Annotated in this window: 17 protein-coding genes; 8 read left to right on the top strand and 9 right to left on the bottom strand. The window is 57.6% G+C overall.

The window, feature by feature from the left end; all coding sequences use genetic code 11:
* Positions 1–51: 51 nt before the first annotated feature.
* The gene (locus AO726_RS01985; RefSeq protein WP_058066366.1) at positions 52–1,383 is read left to right on the top strand and encodes a sensor histidine kinase; all 1,332 of its coding nucleotides are present in this window, start codon (positions 52–54) and stop codon (positions 1,381–1,383) included.
* Here the strand turns inward: AO726_RS01985 and AO726_RS01990 are convergent.
* A complete protein-coding gene (locus tag AO726_RS01990; protein WP_058066367.1) occupies positions 1,361–1,915 on the bottom strand; it encodes a nitroreductase family protein in 555 nt (184 codons plus the stop codon). The genes AO726_RS01985 and AO726_RS01990 overlap by 23 nt on opposite strands.
* A gap of 70 nt (positions 1,916–1,985) precedes the next feature.
* A complete protein-coding gene (locus AO726_RS01995; protein WP_058066368.1) occupies positions 1,986–2,357 on the bottom strand; it encodes a YkgJ family cysteine cluster protein in 372 nt (123 codons plus the stop codon).
* A gap of 153 nt (positions 2,358–2,510) precedes the next feature.
* Here AO726_RS01995 and AO726_RS02000 point away from each other — a divergent pair, with 153 nt between their 5' ends.
* Together AO726_RS02000 and AO726_RS02005 are read left to right on the top strand one after the other, a co-directional pair.
* Entirely contained in the window at positions 2,511–3,965 is a 1,455-nt protein-coding gene (locus tag AO726_RS02000; protein ID WP_058066369.1) for a TrkH family potassium uptake protein, read from the top strand.
* A 70-nt stretch (positions 3,966–4,035) separates the two neighbouring features.
* Positions 4,036–5,490: a TrkH family potassium uptake protein gene (locus AO726_RS02005; RefSeq protein ID WP_058066370.1), complete on the top strand. Its 1,455-nt coding sequence runs from the start codon at positions 4,036–4,038 to the stop codon at positions 5,488–5,490.
* On the opposite strand, the gene AO726_RS02010 is transcribed toward AO726_RS02005, so the two are convergent.
* The gene (locus AO726_RS02010) at positions 5,487–6,494 is read right to left on the bottom strand and encodes an AraC family transcriptional regulator (protein ID WP_058066371.1); all 1,008 of its coding nucleotides are present in this window, start codon (positions 6,492–6,494) and stop codon (positions 5,487–5,489) included. The genes AO726_RS02005 and AO726_RS02010 overlap by 4 nt on opposite strands.
* Positions 6,495–6,642: 148 nt before the next feature.
* On the opposite strand from AO726_RS02010, the gene AO726_RS02015 reads away from it, so the two are divergent.
* Both AO726_RS02015 and AO726_RS02020 read left to right on the top strand, forming a co-directional pair.
* Positions 6,643–6,960: an Mpo1-like protein gene (locus tag AO726_RS02015; RefSeq protein ID WP_058066372.1), complete on the top strand. Its 318-nt coding sequence runs from the start codon at positions 6,643–6,645 to the stop codon at positions 6,958–6,960.
* Between the two features lie 162 nt (positions 6,961–7,122).
* Entirely contained in the window at positions 7,123–8,517 is a 1,395-nt protein-coding gene (locus AO726_RS02020) for an adenylate/guanylate cyclase domain-containing protein (RefSeq protein ID WP_058066373.1), read from the top strand.
* Here AO726_RS02020 and AO726_RS02025 read toward each other — a convergent pair.
* Together AO726_RS02025 and AO726_RS02030 are read right to left on the bottom strand one after the other, a co-directional pair.
* Complete coding sequence (locus tag AO726_RS02025; protein ID WP_058066374.1) at positions 8,504–9,535, bottom strand: glycosyltransferase family 4 protein; 1,032 nt, start codon at positions 9,533–9,535, stop codon at positions 8,504–8,506. The two genes, AO726_RS02020 and AO726_RS02025, sit on opposite strands and share 14 nt — an antisense overlap.
* Positions 9,532–10,350 (bottom strand): UDP-2,3-diacylglucosamine diphosphatase, encoded by an 819-nt coding sequence (locus AO726_RS02030; protein WP_058066375.1) that lies wholly within the window; start codon positions 10,348–10,350, stop codon positions 9,532–9,534. The genes AO726_RS02025 and AO726_RS02030 overlap by 4 nt, the downstream gene beginning before the upstream one ends.
* 158 nt (positions 10,351–10,508) lie before the next feature.
* Here AO726_RS02030 and AO726_RS02035 point away from each other — a divergent pair, with 158 nt between their 5' ends.
* The 3 genes from AO726_RS02035 to AO726_RS02045 all read left to right on the top strand — a co-directional run bounded on the left by AO726_RS02035 (position 10,509) and on the right by AO726_RS02045 (position 12,531).
* Entirely contained in the window at positions 10,509–11,261 is a 753-nt protein-coding gene (locus AO726_RS02035) for a helix-turn-helix domain-containing protein (RefSeq protein WP_058066376.1), read from the top strand.
* An 83-nt stretch (positions 11,262–11,344) separates the two neighbouring features.
* Complete coding sequence (locus tag AO726_RS02040) at positions 11,345–11,680, top strand: tRNA-binding protein (protein WP_058066377.1); 336 nt, start codon at positions 11,345–11,347, stop codon at positions 11,678–11,680.
* A complete protein-coding gene (locus AO726_RS02045) occupies positions 11,677–12,531 on the top strand; it encodes a DMT family transporter (protein WP_058066378.1) in 855 nt (284 codons plus the stop codon). Before AO726_RS02040 ends, AO726_RS02045 begins: the two co-directional genes overlap by 4 nt.
* Before the next feature lie 3 nt (positions 12,532–12,534).
* Here the strand turns inward: AO726_RS02045 and AO726_RS02050 are convergent, their stop codons facing one another.
* From AO726_RS02050 to AO726_RS02065, 4 genes are all read right to left on the bottom strand, one after another.
* A complete protein-coding gene (locus AO726_RS02050; RefSeq protein ID WP_058066379.1) occupies positions 12,535–12,825 on the bottom strand; it encodes a SelT/SelW/SelH family protein in 291 nt (96 codons plus the stop codon).
* Positions 12,826–12,926: 101 nt separating this feature from the next.
* Positions 12,927–14,951 (bottom strand): FimV/HubP family polar landmark protein, encoded by a 2,025-nt coding sequence (locus tag AO726_RS02055; protein ID WP_058066380.1) that lies wholly within the window; start codon positions 14,949–14,951, stop codon positions 12,927–12,929.
* Positions 14,952–15,202: 251 nt separating this feature from the next.
* A complete protein-coding gene (locus AO726_RS02060; protein ID WP_058066381.1) occupies positions 15,203–16,606 on the bottom strand; it encodes a DHA2 family efflux MFS transporter permease subunit in 1,404 nt (467 codons plus the stop codon).
* Entirely contained in the window at positions 16,606–17,040 is a 435-nt protein-coding gene (locus tag AO726_RS02065; RefSeq protein WP_058066382.1) for a MarR family transcriptional regulator, read from the bottom strand. Before AO726_RS02065 ends, AO726_RS02060 begins: the two co-directional genes overlap by 1 nt.
* Positions 17,041–17,046 lie beyond the last annotated feature (6 nt).

The following is a 17,046-nucleotide window of genomic DNA, read 5'->3' on the forward strand; positions in this document are numbered from 1 at the left end:
CGTCACACCTCACGTGTGACGGGCTTTGTCATGCGTGGTTAAGGAGCCGGTGTGCGATCACTTTTTTGGCGTGTATTTGCTAGTTTCTGGCTGGCCATTGCCCTTACGGCCGGGTTTTCTTTACTGCTGGGACGGGTTATCAATCAGGACGCCTGGTTGTTGAACCAACACCCGGCGCTCAAAGGCCTGGCCGAAGCCTGGACACAGCGCTACGAAAACGATGGCCCCGATGCTTCGCAGCAATTGCTGGAGGCGCGCAAGCGTGAATACCGGGTGGACGTGCAGGTGCTGGATGAAAATGGCATCTCCATTATCAGGGGTACCTTCCCTCCCCGAGCCGCCGCCTATGAAGCCCGGCATCCCAACGAAAAGCGCCTGCCGTGGCGGCGCCTGAGTGTGGAATACACCAGCCCGAAAAGCGGCGAAACCTACTTGCTGATTTACCGCCTGCCACTGCCTGCCGTCATTGAATGGCAACGTCAGAGTTTACTGTGGCCGATCAGCGCCATCAGCATCGCGTTATTGGTTGTCATCCTCGTCAGCCTCTGGCTGAGCCTGTCCATCACCCGTCCGCTCAACCGCTTGCGCGGCGCGGTACATGATCTTGGCCAAACCGCCTACCAGCAAAGCAGCTTGGCACACCTTGCCAAGCGCAGGGATGAGCTGGGCACACTGGCCGCCGACTTCAACCGCATGGGCGAACGGGTCCAGGGGCTGATCAGCAGCCAGCGCCAGCTGCTACGTGATGTTTCCCATGAATTGCGCTCGCCGCTGGCGCGCCTGCGCATTGCTATTGCCCTGAGCGAGCGCGCCGAACCGGCCGAGCAAAAGAAATACTGGCCACGCCTTACTCAGGAGTGCGACCGCCTGGAAGCTCTGATCAGCGAAATTCTGACCTTAGCCCGGCTGGATGCAGAATCCGGCAGCGTGCAAACCATTGCGCTGCGCCAAATGCTCGAGAAACTGCAGGAAGACGCCCGCATCGAAGCACCGGTGCAACACCTCCGAGTCGAATGCGAACCCAATCTGCCCCTTGTCGGTTGGGCGGATATGATCCAGAGCGCGCTGGAAAATCTGCTGCGAAACGCGCTGCGCTTCAATCCGCCGGAACAGGCCATAGAACTGTTAGCGCGCAAAGAAGGTGACTGGATTTGCCTGAGTGTGCGCGATCACGGTCCCGGCGTAGCTGAAGAGCACCTGGCCAGACTCCACGAGCCCTTCTTCCGGGCTCCGGATCAGTCCGCCAACGGCCATGGACTTGGCCTGGCCATAGCACGGCGTGCAGCTGAGCGGCATGGTGGCCAGCTAATCCTGGCCAACCACAAAGATGGCGGGTTTATCGCAACCCTGCGCCTGCCGCTTAAACCTTCGGCCAGCGCGTAATGAACGGCGTGATGTCAGGACGCGGCGCAGTCCGAGGTTCCTTCTCAGGCGTACCCAAATAGAGATAACCCACCAGTTGCTCATTGGCTTGCAAGCCCAGCCCGGCCAGCACCTGCGGGTTGTAGGCCATATCCCCAGTACGCCAGACGGCACCAATGCCCTGGGCATGAGCCGCGAGCAACATAGCGTGAGCCGCGCAACCAGCCGCGAGCACCTGTTCCTGCACCGGTACCTTGTGGCCCTCACTCACACAAGCAATCACCACAACCATCAGCGGGGCCCGTAATGGCATGTTACGGGCCTTGTTCAGGGCTTCCGGGGTGCTCTCAGCAGGCAGAGATGAAGCAAACAGCTCGCCCAGTTCCACCAAACCATCGCCCTCAATGGTGAGAAAACGCCAAGGCTTTAGCTGACCGTGATCCGGGGCGCGCAATGCTGCCTGAAATAAGCGTTCACGCTGCGCCGCATCAGGGGCAGGTGCAACCAGGCGCGGGACCGAAACCCGCTCAGTCAGCGCGACAAGAGCATCCATCAGAAACCTCAGGTAGTAGAGTGGTCCGCCATTCTAATACCTGAACGCCGAAGTGGGACAATGCTCTACGCTATGCCACACGATCCGGCGACATTTCCGGCTGCTGAGGCGGCGTCAGTGGCGGCAGGCCATGGGCGCGGCGGGCATCGTCGCAGCGTGGGTTATGTACGCCATCAACCCAAGACGCTTCAAACTCGCGGCACGGTGAGGAGCGATGCTCATACAACGTGCAACGCACGCCGTCACCTACAGTGCCCATCAAGGCCGTGCAGCGTGAAGGTTTAGCGTCAGTCCCGATCATGGCAACACGATGCGGACTGATCTGTACCACTTTGTCATCCGGCACAGTTCCACCTGCCGATTGACACTCTCCCCAGAAAAAAGACACACGAAAAAACGCGCAGCAGGCACCGCACGTGAGACACGGATTGTTATCAGACATGATGTGGTCGACTCAGAAACCGGTGAGCACCGGCGCAAGTGGAATATTCTTATTCGGCGCAAAGCGCTTGTAAAGCGGCACCTTAGGGCTCTGCACAGGTAAACCGGTGCAGAGTAGAATGCAGCCTTTGTTCATCAATTGCCGAGTCTGTTCATGTCAATGCCGACCGTGCGCATCATCGCCTTTATCCTCGGCATTTTCCTGATAACCCTCGCCGTCAGTATGCTGATTCCCATGCTGACGCTGCTGACCTACTCCGCTACCGGCGACCTCAGCGCCTTCATCTGGTCCAGCCTGATAACAGCCATAGCAGGCCTGGCCATGGTGCTGCCTGGCCGCCCAAAAGAAGCACACCTGCGGCCGCGTGACATGTACCTGCTGACAACCGCCAGTTGGCTGGTGGTCTGCATCTTCGCTGCACTGCCGCTGATCATGGTGCAGCACATGAGCTACACCGATGCGTTTTTCGAAACTATGTCAGGTATCACCACCACCGGCGCAACGGTGCTGGTGGGACTGGACAGCACCTCCCCCGGTATTCTGATCTGGCGTTCGATGCTGCACTGGCTCGGTGGCATCGGTTTTATCGGCATGGCGGTGGCCATTCTGCCGCTGCTGCGCGTGGGCGGGATGCGCCTGTTCCAGACCGAATCCTCAGACTGGGGCGAAAAGGTCATGCCGCGCTCACACATGGCCGCTAAATACATTCTGGTGATCTATCTGGCGCTCACCCTCATTGGTTTCCTGGCCTTCTGGCAGGCCGGGATGACACCATTCGATGCGATCAACCACTCAATGGCGTCCATCTCCACCGGCGGTTTTTCCACCTCAGATCAATCCCTGGCGCACTGGCAACAACCAGCCGTGCACTGGGTTGCGGTGATCATGATGATCAGCGGCAGCCTGCCCTTTACCTTGTATGTGGCAACCCTGCGCGGCAATCGCAAGGCCATGATCCGTGATCAGCAGGTACGCGGCTTTTTGGGGTTCCTGCTGGTGACCTGGCTGGTACTGGGCACCTGGCTGTGGCTGAACTCGAATAACGACTGGCTGGACGCCCTGCGCATCTCAGCGGTGAATGTCACCTCAATCGTCACCACTACCGGCTTTGCCTTGGGCGATTACACCACCTGGGGCAGCTTCGCCATCCTCCTGTTTTTCTACCTGACCTTTATCGGCGGCTGCTCAGGCTCCACCGCTGGCGGCCTGAAAATCTTCCGTTTGCAAGTGGCCTACGTGTTACTCAAGGCCAACCTGCAGCAACTGATTCATCCCCGCGCGGTGATTAAGCAGCGCTACAACAACCACACCATCGACGAAGACATCGTCCGCTCGATGATTACCTTCTCGTTTTTCTTTGCCATCACCATCGGTGTGATTGCCCTTGGACTGGCGGCAGTAGGATTGGACTGGACCACTGCACTGACCGGTGCCGTCACCGCCGTGTGCAACGTCGGCCCCGGTATGGGCCCGATCATTGGCCCAGCCGGTAACTTCGCCAGTCTGCCGGATACTGCCAAATGGCTGCTGAGCCTGGGCATGCTGCTGGGCCGCCTGGAAATTCTCACCGTACTGGTATTGCTGACCCGAGCGTTCTGGCGGCATTGATCTGCGCCGGAACCCCCTGAACTGACTAGACTCTATAACGCTTCGTCTTGACGACATGGACCTTTGTTAAATGGCTTGGCCAACCCTTCGGATCATCACCTTCATCAACGGCATCTTTTTGCTGACGCTGTCCATCAGCATGGTCATTCCCATGCTGACGCTCACCATGTTTTCCCGGCCTGAAGAGATCAACCCGTTTCTCTGGTCCAGTGTGATCACCTTTATGTCCGGCCTGAGCATGGTCCTCTACGGCCGTGCCCGTGACGTGCACCTACGACCACGGGACATGTATCTGCTGACTGTCTCCAGCTGGGTATTGGTGGGGCTGTTTGCAGCGCTGCCGTTTATGTTTTCCCAGCACTTGGATTTCACCGACGCGGTGTTTGAGAGCATGTCTGGGATCACCGCCACTGGAGCCACCGTACTGGTTGGTCTGGATGAAATGTCCCCCGGCATTCTGATCTGGCGCTCGGTGCTGCACTGGCTCGGCGGTATCGGTTTTATCGCCATGGCGGTGGCCATTTTGCCGATGCTGCGCATCGGGGGAATGCGTCTGTTCCAAACAGAATCGTCAGACCGCTCTGAAAAAATCATGCCGCGCTCACATATGGTCGCCAAATACATGGTGGCGGCGTATGTGGGGGTCAGCACTTTGGGGTTTCTGGCACTGTGGCTGGCAGGTATGAGCGTGTTTGATGCGATCAACCACAGCATGTCGGCCATCTCCACAGGCGGATTCTCCACCTCGGATCAGTCACTGGCGAAATGGACTAATCCTGCCGTGCACTGGGTCGTTATCGTCCTGATGATTCTCGGCAGCCTGCCGTTCATGCTGTTTGCCTCGGCCTTGCGCGGAAACTTTATGGCGCTGGTCCGCGATCAGCAGGTGCGTGGCTTCATCACCATTTTGCTGTGCACTTGGTTCATTCTTGGGATCTGGTACTGGCTTACGACCGATATGCACTGGTACGACGCACTGCGTCATGTAGCGTTCAATACCACATCGATCATGACCACCACCGGGTTTGCCTTGGGCGACTACACCCTCTGGGGCGGCTTCGCCAGCATGCTGTTCTTCTACTTGGGTTTTATCGGTGGCTGCTCAGGCTCAACCGCAGGCGGTCTGAAAATCTTCCGTTTCCAGGTGGCTTACACCCTGCTTAAAGCCAACCTGATGCTGTTGATTCACCCGCGCGCCGTGATCAAGCAACAGTACAACCGACACAATCTGGATGAAGATATCGTCCGCTCAATCCTCACCTTCTCCTTCTTTTTCAGTATCACCATTGCCGTTCTGGCGTTGGGCCTGACGCTGTGTGGTCTGGACTGGATTACCGCACTGACGGGAGCCGCCAGTACTGTGGCCGGTGTAGGCCCCGGCATGGGCCCGGTGATCGGCCCGTCCGGCAACTTCGCCAGCCTGCCAGATGCCGCCAAATGGATGCTAACGGTCGGTATGCTGCTGGGCCGCCTGGAAATTCTGACAGTTCTGGTCCTGCTGTTGCCGGCCTTCTGGCGCCACTAAGGCTTAAGCCGCGTCCGGTATTCGCCGGGCGTGGTATCAAACCAGCGGCGGAACGCACGGAAGAAGTTGCTCGGGTCGGAAAAACCCAGCAGATAGGAAATTTCCAGCAGTGTCAGGTTGATCTGTTCCAGATACTGCACCGCCAGTTCGCGGCGTGTGTCGTCCAACAATTGCTGGTAACTGGTGCCCTCATCTTGCAGTCGCCGCTGCAACGTCCGCTCTGATAACAACAACGCCTGTGCCACCACCTCACGCTTGGGCTCCCCCTGAGGCAGCAGGCGGCACAGCACCTGGCGCACCTGATGCGTCACCCTGCTGCCGGAAAAGCGTGCGAGATATTCACCGGCAAACCGATCGTGCAACAGTGCCAGCGACTCATTAGCCGATGGCAGTGGTGCCTCCATATCAGCGACCTCCATCAGCAGGGAGCAACATGGTGCATTGAAGCTGATGGGACACTGAAAAACATCCTTATAAGGAGTCAAGTCCTGAGGAGCACTCCCCGTAAAGTAAGCATGGCGCGGCCGCAAAGGCCGGTCGGTAATCCAACGGAAAAACGCCAGCGAGTACGCCATTGATGCCTCACCGCTCTGCGGAGCCGAAGCAATACGGTCACCATGAACAACCAGCTTGATCTCATAGCCTTCCGGCGTTGACTGGAGGCAAAGATCAGCACCTTCCGCAATGATTCGCTGGTAACGCACCAGACGTGAAATACCTTCCTTGAGGTTGCGGCTGCTCATCAAGGCGTAACCGACCACATTGAATGAGGATGGCCGTAGAACCTTCGCCATGTTCAGGCCAATCGCAGGATTGCCGGTTAATTCAACTGCGCGTTGCCATAAGCGAGTCATCCCATCCTGAGGGAAACGAGCTTCCGGATCGCTCAGTAAGGAATAATCCAGGCCAAGCTGAGTGAACAGACTTTTACTGTCCAAGCCACCGTATTCGAGCGCTGCAGCAATCCCTGCCGCCCAACTTGAGGATGTGGTGCGTTCTGTCATGTGATGTTCTTATTAGGCGCTTATGGCAACGAAAGGATACTAATCTGGCACCAAATGTCAGTAGGTTTATCCACTCCCGCGCCTAGACTGCTACCAAGCCTGCGTGGCTGCAAGTCGTCAAAACAGCAATAACAAGAGGAGAGCTGTGATGAGTACCAAGGCACAAGAGCGCTTCACCAGCTTTGCTGAGTTCTACCCTTATTATCTGCAAGAACACAGCAATGCCGTTTGTCGTCGCCTGCATTATGTCGGCAGCATTCTGATTCTGGTGATGCTGGCCTACGTGCTGATGACCCAACATTGGCTGTGGCTGATCAGTCTGCCATTCATCGGTTATGGCTTCGCCTGGGTCGGCCATTTCGTTTTTGAGAAGAACCGCCCCGCTACCTTCGATTACCCGCTCTATTCGCTGATGGGTGACTGGGTAATGCTCAAAGACGCCTTCACCGGTCGCATCAAGTTCTAACGTACTAAAATGACGGTTTCCAACTAACAATAAAGCGTTAGGCGGAAACCGTTCACACTGCTGAAATAGCTCTGGCACACCGCCTTGGTTATGATTCCCGCCTTTTTGATGTCGAACCCCCTTCGCGTCTGAGCCGTAAACAGCAGGGATTGCACCATAACTATGGATGACTTGAGCTCTTCGCTTATCAGGAATCTTCCAGCCCCACCCATGCGTGAATACTACTCACGCACATTGGCCTACGTCGCCATGGCGGCCACCGTAACCGCTGGGGTGATCTGCCATTGTTTCACCTACGAAATCATCTGGCTTATTCCTTATCTACTGATCTACCCGCATCTGGCCCACCAGATTGGCCGCCGTTTCAGGCATCAGTACCCAGAAGAAACACGCCTCTGGCTGCTGTTTGTCGACGCTATGCACACCGGCAGCATCATGGCACTGCTAGGTTTCTCCATTGTTCCCTCAATGATATCCGTGCTGCTTCTGGCGTCCATCTCACTGGTGTCCGGCGGACTGCGTTACCTGAGCCTGACCATGCTGGTCACGCTCAGCAGCGCCGCGCTTTGCGCCGCCCTGTCTGAGGTTCAGATAGACCTCAATACCCCACCTCTGGTGGCGATGGTCAGCCTCTCGTTCAGTGCCCTGCACATCTGTGTCACCGCCTACTTTGTGCACCGCCAGAGCCTCAAGCTGATGGAGGTCACACAGGGCATGACCGAGGAAAAGCACAAAGCAGCCCAATTGGCACAGAACCTAGCCAAGTACCTGTCGCCTCAGGTGTGGGAGTCCATCTTTACCGGCCAGCGCAGCGTGCGCCTGGAAACCCAGCGCAAGAAGCTGACGGTTTTCTTTTCCGACATCAAAGACTTCACCGAACTGTCCGATGAGCTGGAAGCCGAAGCCCTCACCGATTTGCTCAACAGCTATCTGAACGAGATGTCGAAAATCTGCCTGAAATACGGCGGCACCATCGACAAGTTCGTCGGGGACAGCCTGATGGTGTTCTTCGGCGACCCAACAAGCAACGGCAGCAAAATCGACGCCATTAACGCCGTTTCAATGGCCATTGCCATGCGTAATCACATGCGAGTGATGCGCCAGCAATGGCGTAAACAGGGCATCACCAAACCCCTGCAAATCCGCATGGGCCTTAATACCGGTTACTGCACAGTGGGCAATTTCGGCGCGGACACACGTATGGACTACACCATCATCGGCCGCGAGGTGAACTTGGCCAGCCGCCTGGAGAGCGCAGCCGATACCGACGAAATCCTGATTTCCCACGAAACCTATTCACTGATCAAAGACCAGATCGTGTGCCACGATAAAGGCAACATCTGGGTCAAGGGTTTTACCCGCCCGGTGAAGATTTATCAGGTCGCCGACTTCCGTCACTGCATGGGCAAGCCGTCCAGCTATATCGAGCATGAAATTCCCGGGTTCTCCATGAGCCTGGACACCAACCACTTAAACAGCTACGACAAAGAACGGATTATCAGCGCATTGCGCGAGGCCGCTCACGAGCTGGAAAAAGACACCGTCAACCCGGACTAGGCTCGGCCCGCATACAGGGCAAGCCATCCAGGGCAGGCTGAGCGCGCAGAAACGCCTCGGCCGAAGCCCGCCAGCTATGCTCCTGCATCGCGCGGGAACACCGTTCCCGGTCCAACAACAGTGCAGCCATACACGCAGCCTGCAGATCATCCGACATCACCCCGCTGACGCCCTCCACAATCACGTCCAGCGGCCCGGCAACCGGGAACGCCGCCACTGGTGTCCCACAAGCAATAGCCTCCACCATCACCAGCCCGTATGTGTCCGTCAACGACGGAAAAACCAAGACACTAGCCTGCTGATAAGCCTCGCGCAGCTCAGCGGCGAACAGATATCCGCTGAACTGCACATCCGGGTATTCCTGCTGCAGAGTTTCACGCTCAGGTCCATCACCCACCACTCGCTTGATGCCCGGCAATGCCAGATCGAGAAATGCCCTGAGGTTCTTTTCCAGCGCAACCCGGCCGACATACAGGAACACCGGCAGCGCTTTGGATGGCGCATGCTCGCTAGGATAAAACAGCTCCGCGTCGACACCTTTTCGCCAGATTTTCAGCGTGGTAAACCCCAGCGCAGAAAATCCCTCATAAAGCCGCTCAGTGGTCACCAGTACGGCCTGACTCGGTGCATGAAAATGGCGCAATAAGGCATAACCCCAACGCAGCGGTACGAATGGAAATCGCGTGGTGACGTATTCAGGAAAGCGCGTATGGATAGCCGTGGAAAATGCCAGGCCCCGCCGTTTCAACCAGAACCGTGCTGCCCAGCCCAATGGCCCCTCTGTGGCCAGGTGCACGCAATCCGGCGAAAACGCTTGGATGGCCGGGCCTACACGCCAGAGATCCCAGACCAATGGAATTTCGTTATAAGTCGGACACGGGACGCTGCGAAAATCCTGCGGTGACAGCACTTTCACCACATGCCCGAGACGCGTCAGCTCCTGCTCCAGTGAGCTCAGACAGGTGACCACTCCATTGACTTGCGGCGTCCATGCATCCGTAACGATCAGAATCCTCACGCAACCGGCTCGACAGCACGTGCTTGTTGCCGCGTCATCTGCGCGACCGGGTCTTCAGCCAGGCGATACAGAATGATCGAACCGTCCATGTGCTCAATCAGAGCAGAGCAGGACTCAACCCAGTCCCCACAGTTCATGTACTCAAACGCGCCCATCGGCCTGATTTCAGCGTGGTGAATATGGCCACACACCACGCCGTTAAAACCGCGTCTGGAGCACTCATGGGCAATCGCCTCCTCAAAATCGCTGATGAAGTTCACTGCGGTTTTGACCTTGTGCTTGAGGTACGCCGACAGCGACCAATAACCGTAGCCATAGCGACTGCGCCAGTAGTTAAGCCAGCGGTTGAGAGTCAGTGTCAGGCCGTACGCCGAATCCCCGAGAAATGCCAGCCAGCGGTGGTAACGGGTAATCACATCAAACTGATCTCCGTGAATCACCAGCAGGCGGCGGCCGTCGGCCGTGGTGTGCTCGGCCTCATCCACCAGTTGCACATTACCGAGCGCCAGCGCGCTGTAGCGGCGTAGGAATTCATCGTGATTTCCGGTGACGTAAATCACCTGAGTACCGCGCTTGCTCATAGTCAGCAGGCGACGGATGACGTTACTGTGACTCTGCGGCCAATACACGCCACTACGCAGTTTCCAGCCGTCGATGATGTCCCCGACCAAATAGATTTTGTCAGTGTGATAACGCTTGAGAAAACGGGCCAGATGTTCGGCCTGAGAATCCCGCGTTCCCAGGTGCACGTCGGAAATCCATAACGTCCGCACACGCTGTTTACGGCTGGGCCTGGCTAAGTTGGCAGTATTCATTGACAGCCTCCGGCACGTTTTCTTCGAGTGTGCGCAGCACCGGTGAACCCTCCGTTACAGCCAGACGACAGTCTCGTGACAGTCCTCAGCCGGGCGGGTGTCCAGCCGCAGCCCGTTCAGCCTGATAGACTGCGTTTCTCAGCACAGGAAGCGCGGTCATGTCCTCACCTCTTTCGATTCGTCACTACACTCACGACCTCATATGCCACAGCCATGAGCATGCTCAGCTGGTATTCGGCCTGAGCGGACGGTTGGACTTTGAGGTCGAAGGGCATGGCAGCCAAGTGGTCAGTCAGATGCTCTCAGTCATACCTCATGAAGCCCGGCATGCGTGTGGCAGTCCAACTGGAAGCCGCTGTCTGGTGGTGGATGTCCCCCCTGCATCCTGGCTGCAACAGCACCTCGGTCAGCACGCCTCAGCAGTGCGCCGGCTACTGGATACATCCGCCACATTCAGCCTGAACACCCAGCAGAGCCAGTTGGTCAGTTGGCTGGCTAACAGCCCGGTGAACGATCCGGTCATTGCTGAACAAGGCTGTGCTCTATTGCTCGCCAGCCTGAGCGTGCAAGCTCCGGCAATGCCTTCCAGCAGCGACCTGCCCATGGCCGCTTTGAATGCGCACATCGACCGCCACGCCGCACATCCGCTACAAGTCAGTGATCTGGCACAGCTGGCCGGCCTTTCTGTCGCACGCTTTCACGTGCGTTTTATGCAAGAAACCGGTCAGACACCTATGGACTACTTACGCACCCGCCGGCTCGAACAGGCCCGTGAGCTATTGCTCAACACTGCCCTACCAATCAGCGAAGTGGCGGCCAGGGTCGGCTACAGCTCACAAAGCGCCTTTACCGCCGCGTTGTCCCGCTACTTGGGGCAATCAGCCCGCGCCCTACGCCAGTCGCGCGATTAAGGCGACAAATCACACAAGTCCTGCGACAGATCGAACGGCTCCAGACGCTTAGACTGAGGACAACATTTCACGGAGCATGTGCTGTGTCGTATATCGAATGGGAAGATTTCCAACGGGTTGAGCTGCGTGTCGGCACAATCATTTCCGCCATCCCCAACATCAAGGCCAACAAGCCGGCTTACGTGCTGCAGGTGGACCTAGGGGAACTCGGCATCAAAACCTCAAGCGCGCAAATCACCGTGCATTACCGCTGTGATGAGCTACCTGGCAAGCAGGTATTGTGTGTCTGTAATTTCGCTCCCAAGAGAATTGCCGGAGTCCGTTCTGAGATTCTGGTGACCGGTGTGTATGACAGCGACAATCACGTAGTGCTGGCCGGTTTCGACAAGCCGCTGCCCAATGGAGCCCGCCTGGCATGACACCCCGTAATGCGCTATTGGCTATCCATTTAGGTGCCCTGTTGTTTGGTCTGTCCGGGATTTTCGGCAAGCTGGCCGACACCTCGGCTGAAATGATTACCGCAGGTCGTTCGCTATTCGCGGTGATCGCCCTGTTGATCTTCGCTAAGCTGGTCAGCAAAGTTCGCCTGGTCAACCTCGGCCTCCGGCAGACCGCTGCCCTGGCCTTGGGCGGGGCTTTGTTGGGCGGTCACTGGTGGGCCTTCTTCGAAGCCGTGCGCATCTCCGGGGTTGCCATTGCAACGCTGGGCTTCGCTAGCTTCCCGGCCTTTACAGTGGTGCTGGAGAGCTTGCTGCTACGGGAGCGGGCCAGCCGCATTGAGTACGCCATGATTGCGCTGGTGTGCCTTGGACTGGTGCTGGTCACACCGCACTTCGACCTCAGCAGCCAGGCCACAGCGGGTCTACTCTGGGCGGTGTTCTCAGGGCTGCTGTTCGCGCTGCTTTCAGTACTTAACCGGGTTTCAACTCAAGGGATCGAACCGGCGCAGGCAGCGTTGTACCAGAATATCACCGTCCTGCTGCTATACCTGCCCTTTGCCTGGCCAACGCTGCCACACACCCAGGCGCACAACTGGTTGTGGATGGTGATGCTCGGGGTGCTGTGCACCGGCCTGGCACATACGCTGTTTGTGGCCAGCTTGAAGGTACTCAAAGCCAGAACCACAGCCGTAATTTTTGCCCTTGAGCCAGTCTACGGAATCGCCTTTGCCTGGGTTCTGTTCAATGAACAACCAACCTTACGCATGCTCGCCGGTGGACTGCTGATCGTAAGCGCCATCTTCATCTCAGCCAGGCTGGTTAAACACTAGCCACTAACGGTGGGTACGGTCGTTGTGGCCAAGGTCGCGTTGCGGGTCAATTACATCCCGGACCCGCTGCTTAAGCACCTTGGCTTCGGGGAAGCCACCATCGGCTTTGCGCTCCCAAACCTGCACACCGCCGCACGTGATTCTGAAGGTGCCGCCTGTGGCAGGCTCCAGACTGACGCGAGCCAAGTCATCGGAGAAGGTAGAAAGCAGCTCCTGCGCCAGCCAGGCAGCCCGCAATAACCACTGACACTGCGTGCAATAGGTGATGACCACCTCAGCCTTAGGATTCGACATCGCACACCTCACGTTAAAAACGCCGATGATACGCCCAAGCTGCAACAACAAAAACGCCCGCAGGCCAAGGCACTGCGGGCGCTTTTAAGGGGACTTAGTGATCAGGCAATCTTCGCCAGAAGATCACGGGCTTCCTTCTGGGCGTTTTCGTCACCCTCCAGAATCACCTCGTTAAGCACCTGACAGGCTCCGTCGATATTGCCCTGATCAATGAACGCCTGAGCGATATTTAGCTTGGCCAGGTTGTCCTTAACCGTGCTATCGAAATCATCGTCCAGTTGCAGATCAAGTTCGAGCAGCTCGGCGCTGAGTTCATCTTTCCAAGTGCCATCGTTGGCCTCTTCCACCAGCATGCTTTGGGCAAACGGGCTGCGGGCGTCGCGACTATCGGCCAGGTCAAAGATTTCAGCGGTTTCCTTAACCGGCTCAGCTTTGCTCGGTGCAGGCGCAGCGAAAGGATTTAAATCCTCCCAATCGGCATTGAGGGTGAAGTCATCCAGATTCAGTGGACTTTCAGGCTGCTCTGCCGAGCGTTTTGGGGCCTGAGGCTCGTCCAGTTGCACATCGTCCAGCAGATTCGCCGGTGGCTGGACAAACAGCTGGGCGTGGCTGGCCTTCAGTTCATCCAGACGCACTGGGTTAAAACCGGTGGCACGTACCTTCGGCTCAAGCTCCAGATACCCTTGACCATCGCCTAGTTTGGCCAGCACTTCCAGGTAACGGAAGCCGATATCACCACGCGTTGGCTCAGCAGCCCAAGCCTGACTAAGGGTTGCCGCAGCCTCTTTAAAGTGGCCGTAGGCGATATACACATTTGCGGTTTGCAGGGCATCTGTCTGTGCAGGTGCGGCCCGCACAGGAGCAACGCCCTGTTCTGCGCCCTTCTCAGCACGTACATACACCGGAGCAATCGCCGCACTGCGGCTGGAAGCAGCAACCGCCGTTTGCTGCAGCACATCTGCCGGTTTCGGATTACGGTTTCTACGCCACAACAGGGCCAGCACGCCCGCCATAACCAATGCCAGCAAACCGGCTGCACCTGCAAACCAGTTGGATGATGTCTCGCTGTTTTGCATCGTGACGCTTTGCACAGGCGCTACGGCAGCCTGCTGAACCGGTGCTGCAGGCGCAGCCACTTCACGTTCAGCCAGCTCGGCCTGCAACAGAGCAATCTGCTGATCGCGGGCAATCATCTGCTCCTGCAGCTGCTGTACCTGCTGTGCCAGTGTCTCGACATTCTGCTGCAGTTGCTGGGTTTGCTCAGACTGGCTGGCAAGCGCTTGACCGAGCTGATCGGCCTGCTCATTGAGGGCTTGTTCAGGGGCGACATCAGCCACCTCTGCCGCAACAGCCGGAGCTTGAACGGGCGCAACTGCAGGTGTTTCAGCCGCCGGAGCAGCGACCTGTGCAGGTGCTGCGGTTGGGCTTGGCAGCTCAGCCCGGTCAGGCAGGCGAAGCTCAACACCTGCACGCAGTCGGTTCATGTCACCTGCAACAAACGCCTGCGGGTTCAGCGCGTGGATATCCGCCATCAGCGACGGAATAGCACCCGCCGAAGGCGCATAGCGCTTGGCAATCTTCCACAGGCTGTCGCCGCTCACCACACTGTAGCCCTTGCCCAGCTCTGCTTTTGGCATTACTGCTGGAGGCGGAGCAATACGCGGCGCCGGCGTTGCGGTGCGTGCGACAGAAACCGACTGCACCGCTGCAACGCTCTGATACGCCGACGAGCCCGGTGGATCCAGCAGCACCGTGTACTCGCGGTACATCTGGCCACTCGGGCGCTCAAGTTCAACGATAAAATTCAGATAAGGCTCGCTGACAGGCTGATTCGATACCACACGAATAACGCTGTTATCGCCCTTGAGTACTGGGGTAAAACGCAGGTCGTTGAGGAACATCAAACGCTCAACCCCAGCACGGCTGTACACCTCGGCCGGGGCCAGACGAACACGCAGATCGTTATCGCTGAGCTCCCCGACATTTATCAGTTTGATCTCGGCATTCAGCGGCTGACTCAACGCCGAATGCAGCGTGATCTCACCCAATCCGAGTGCCGAAGCAAAACCCGAGTAGAGGGCAGAGCTGGACGCCAGGCCGATAAGCAGATGACGAACCTTTTCCATTGAAATCGCTCCCGGTGAAACGCCCCACAACCTCTTCCTGCTATACAGGAGCGTCCAGCACCAGAGATTGTCAGACAGGCGGCTCAAACAATGCGAAGGGAAACGGTCCGTGTACAGCCCCAAGCTTCACAGTCATTGGCAGATGCAAGTCAGTCGCTGCAATTCAACCAAAAATGGCAATATGCCACATTAATGGCAGAGTAACAGCACAGTCAATTAAATGACAAGTAAGAGTTTAAATTCGAGCAGTGTCATCTTCTCGTCAATTTAACGCCTCTTGCAGCCAGTATAGTCACCAAAAAAATCAGTGCGACTAGCCAGAATGTCTGTTTGAACGCCGTCATTTCAGCCAGCGAATCGCCGCCCTCCGTAGCGTGCCGCCATTCCAGGAAAAAGGTCATCAGGTTCACCCCGAAGGCTCCGCCCAACTGACGTACGAAGGTAATCGCCCCAGTGCCTTGCGCCAACTCCTCGGGCTTGAGCATATCCAGCGAGCCAGTGCTGAGTGCTGGCAGCATCAAAGCCAAGCCTGAGCGTCCCAAACAGGCCCACAGACATAAGACTAAGAACGAGGCGCCGGGAGCAATGAGAGCAAAGCCAACAGCCGACACGGCAAATGCCAAAAGCCCCAAACTCAACAATAAGGCCGCTGACAAACGGTCACTCAGCAAGCCGCCAACAAAGGACGCAGCCCCCATCAGCAACCCTGCCGGCAGAAGCAAGAGACCGGCCTCTCCTGCCGTAAAGCCTTCACCCATTTGCAAATAGAGGGGAATCAGGTAGGTCGAGCCATACAGGCCAAAGCCTAGGGTCAAGGCCACCCAACTGGCGCTGACAAACGCACGGTGCCGCCACAGATGCATCGGCAACAATGGCGCTTGCGAACGTCGGTTACGCCTCACGAAGAGCCCAATCGCCAGCAATGCCAGCACGCCCGGCCCCCACACTTGCGGAGCCTGCAAGGGATAGCGCTGCAGTTCAGTACAGAAACCAAGGCCCGCGAAAATAGCCAGACACAACCAGATGAAGCCTTGTGCATCCAACCGCAAGCGCAGCAGATCAGCCTGTGTCGGCAACAGCCACTGGCCGCTCACCAGCGCCAGCGCACACAGTGGCAAGGGCATCCAGAAAATGCCCTCCCAACCAAAGTGATCCACCAAATACCCGGCAATACCCGGCCCCAACGAGGGTGCCATCATGATGCCCAGACCATAGATGCCCAACGCCATGCCTCGCCCGCCATCATTAAAGGTGCGGAAGATCAGCACGGTAGCCAGCGGCTGCACGATGCCCGCACACGCCCCCTGAACAATACGCACTGCAATCAGGTGCCAGGCATCCTGAGCCAGTAACGCCAACAGCGAACTGGCGACAAACAGCAGCAAGCCAATCTGAGCGGTCAGCCGTGCGCCGAAGCGTGCATGGGCCCAGGCGCTCAGCAGCAGGCCGGCCGTCATCGCGGCAAGGAAGCCGGTGGACAGCCACTGCGCCAGTGAGCGACCAATGCTGAAGTCGGCCATGATGACCGGGATTGCCACGTTAATGCTGGTCGAGGACAGCACCATGGCCATGCTGCCAAGCATCAACACAGCCAACAGCCAGTTCGGGTAGCGCTTACCGTAACGTAGCTGCAGGCTGTGCAGATCCGTGGCCATTAACGCCTTTCCAGGTTTCTCAGAACCTGTGCATGCACAGCTTGGCAGCGACGCAGATCGTCTTCGTCGATACCAGCGAAGACTTCCTGACGCAACTGCGCAGAAATGGCCTCAATCTTTTCAATTAGCGGTCGCGCCTGCGGGCTCAGAGCGACCTTCTTCGCGCGGCGGTCTTCCGGAACAGCCTGGCGGCTGACTAGCCCCTGGGCTTCGAGGCTGTCCAACAGGCGGGCCAGGGTCGGGCCTTCTACGCCGACACTCTGCGCCAATTCGCGCTGAGTCGGCAGTTCATCAAAACGCCCCAGATGCAGCAGCACTAGCCAGCGCGCCTGTGAAAGGCCTAAGCCCACCAGACGGCGGTCCAGCTCGGCTCGCCAGGATCGGGATAATTGCGCAACTTGCATGGCAAAACGGTGTTGATCGGTATGCGACATGGAAAG

The organism is Pseudomonas sp. TTU2014-080ASC (assembly GCF_001446935.1).
Classification (GTDB): domain Bacteria; phylum Pseudomonadota; class Gammaproteobacteria; order Pseudomonadales; family Pseudomonadaceae; genus Aquipseudomonas.

Coding starts and splice junctions, on each gene's coding strand:
- AO726_RS01990 (WP_058066367.1), bottom strand. CDS start 1,915: ATGGATGCTCTTGTCGCGCTGACTGAGCGGGTTTCGGTCCCGCGCCTG.
- AO726_RS01995 (WP_058066368.1), bottom strand. CDS start 2,357: ATGTCTGATAACAATCCGTGTCTCACGTGCGGTGCCTGCTGCGCGTTT.
- AO726_RS02000 (WP_058066369.1), top strand. CDS start 2,511: ATGTCAATGCCGACCGTGCGCATCATCGCCTTTATCCTCGGCATTTTC.
- AO726_RS02005 (WP_058066370.1), top strand. CDS start 4,036: ATGGCTTGGCCAACCCTTCGGATCATCACCTTCATCAACGGCATCTTT.
- AO726_RS02010 (WP_058066371.1), bottom strand. CDS start 6,494: ATGACAGAACGCACCACATCCTCAAGTTGGGCGGCAGGGATTGCTGCA.
- AO726_RS02015 (WP_058066372.1), top strand. CDS start 6,643: ATGAGTACCAAGGCACAAGAGCGCTTCACCAGCTTTGCTGAGTTCTAC.
- AO726_RS02020 (WP_058066373.1), top strand. CDS start 7,123: ATGGATGACTTGAGCTCTTCGCTTATCAGGAATCTTCCAGCCCCACCC.
- AO726_RS02030 (WP_058066375.1), bottom strand. CDS start 10,350: ATGAATACTGCCAACTTAGCCAGGCCCAGCCGTAAACAGCGTGTGCGG.
- AO726_RS02035 (WP_058066376.1), top strand. CDS start 10,509: ATGTCCTCACCTCTTTCGATTCGTCACTACACTCACGACCTCATATGC.
- AO726_RS02045 (WP_058066378.1), top strand. CDS start 11,677: ATGACACCCCGTAATGCGCTATTGGCTATCCATTTAGGTGCCCTGTTG.
- AO726_RS02050 (WP_058066379.1), bottom strand. CDS start 12,825: ATGTCGAATCCTAAGGCTGAGGTGGTCATCACCTATTGCACGCAGTGT.
- AO726_RS02055 (WP_058066380.1), bottom strand. CDS start 14,951: ATGGAAAAGGTTCGTCATCTGCTTATCGGCCTGGCGTCCAGCTCTGCC.
- AO726_RS02060 (WP_058066381.1), bottom strand. CDS start 16,606: ATGGCCACGGATCTGCACAGCCTGCAGCTACGTTACGGTAAGCGCTAC.
- AO726_RS02065 (WP_058066382.1), bottom strand. CDS start 17,040: ATGTCGCATACCGATCAACACCGTTTTGCCATGCAAGTTGCGCAATTA.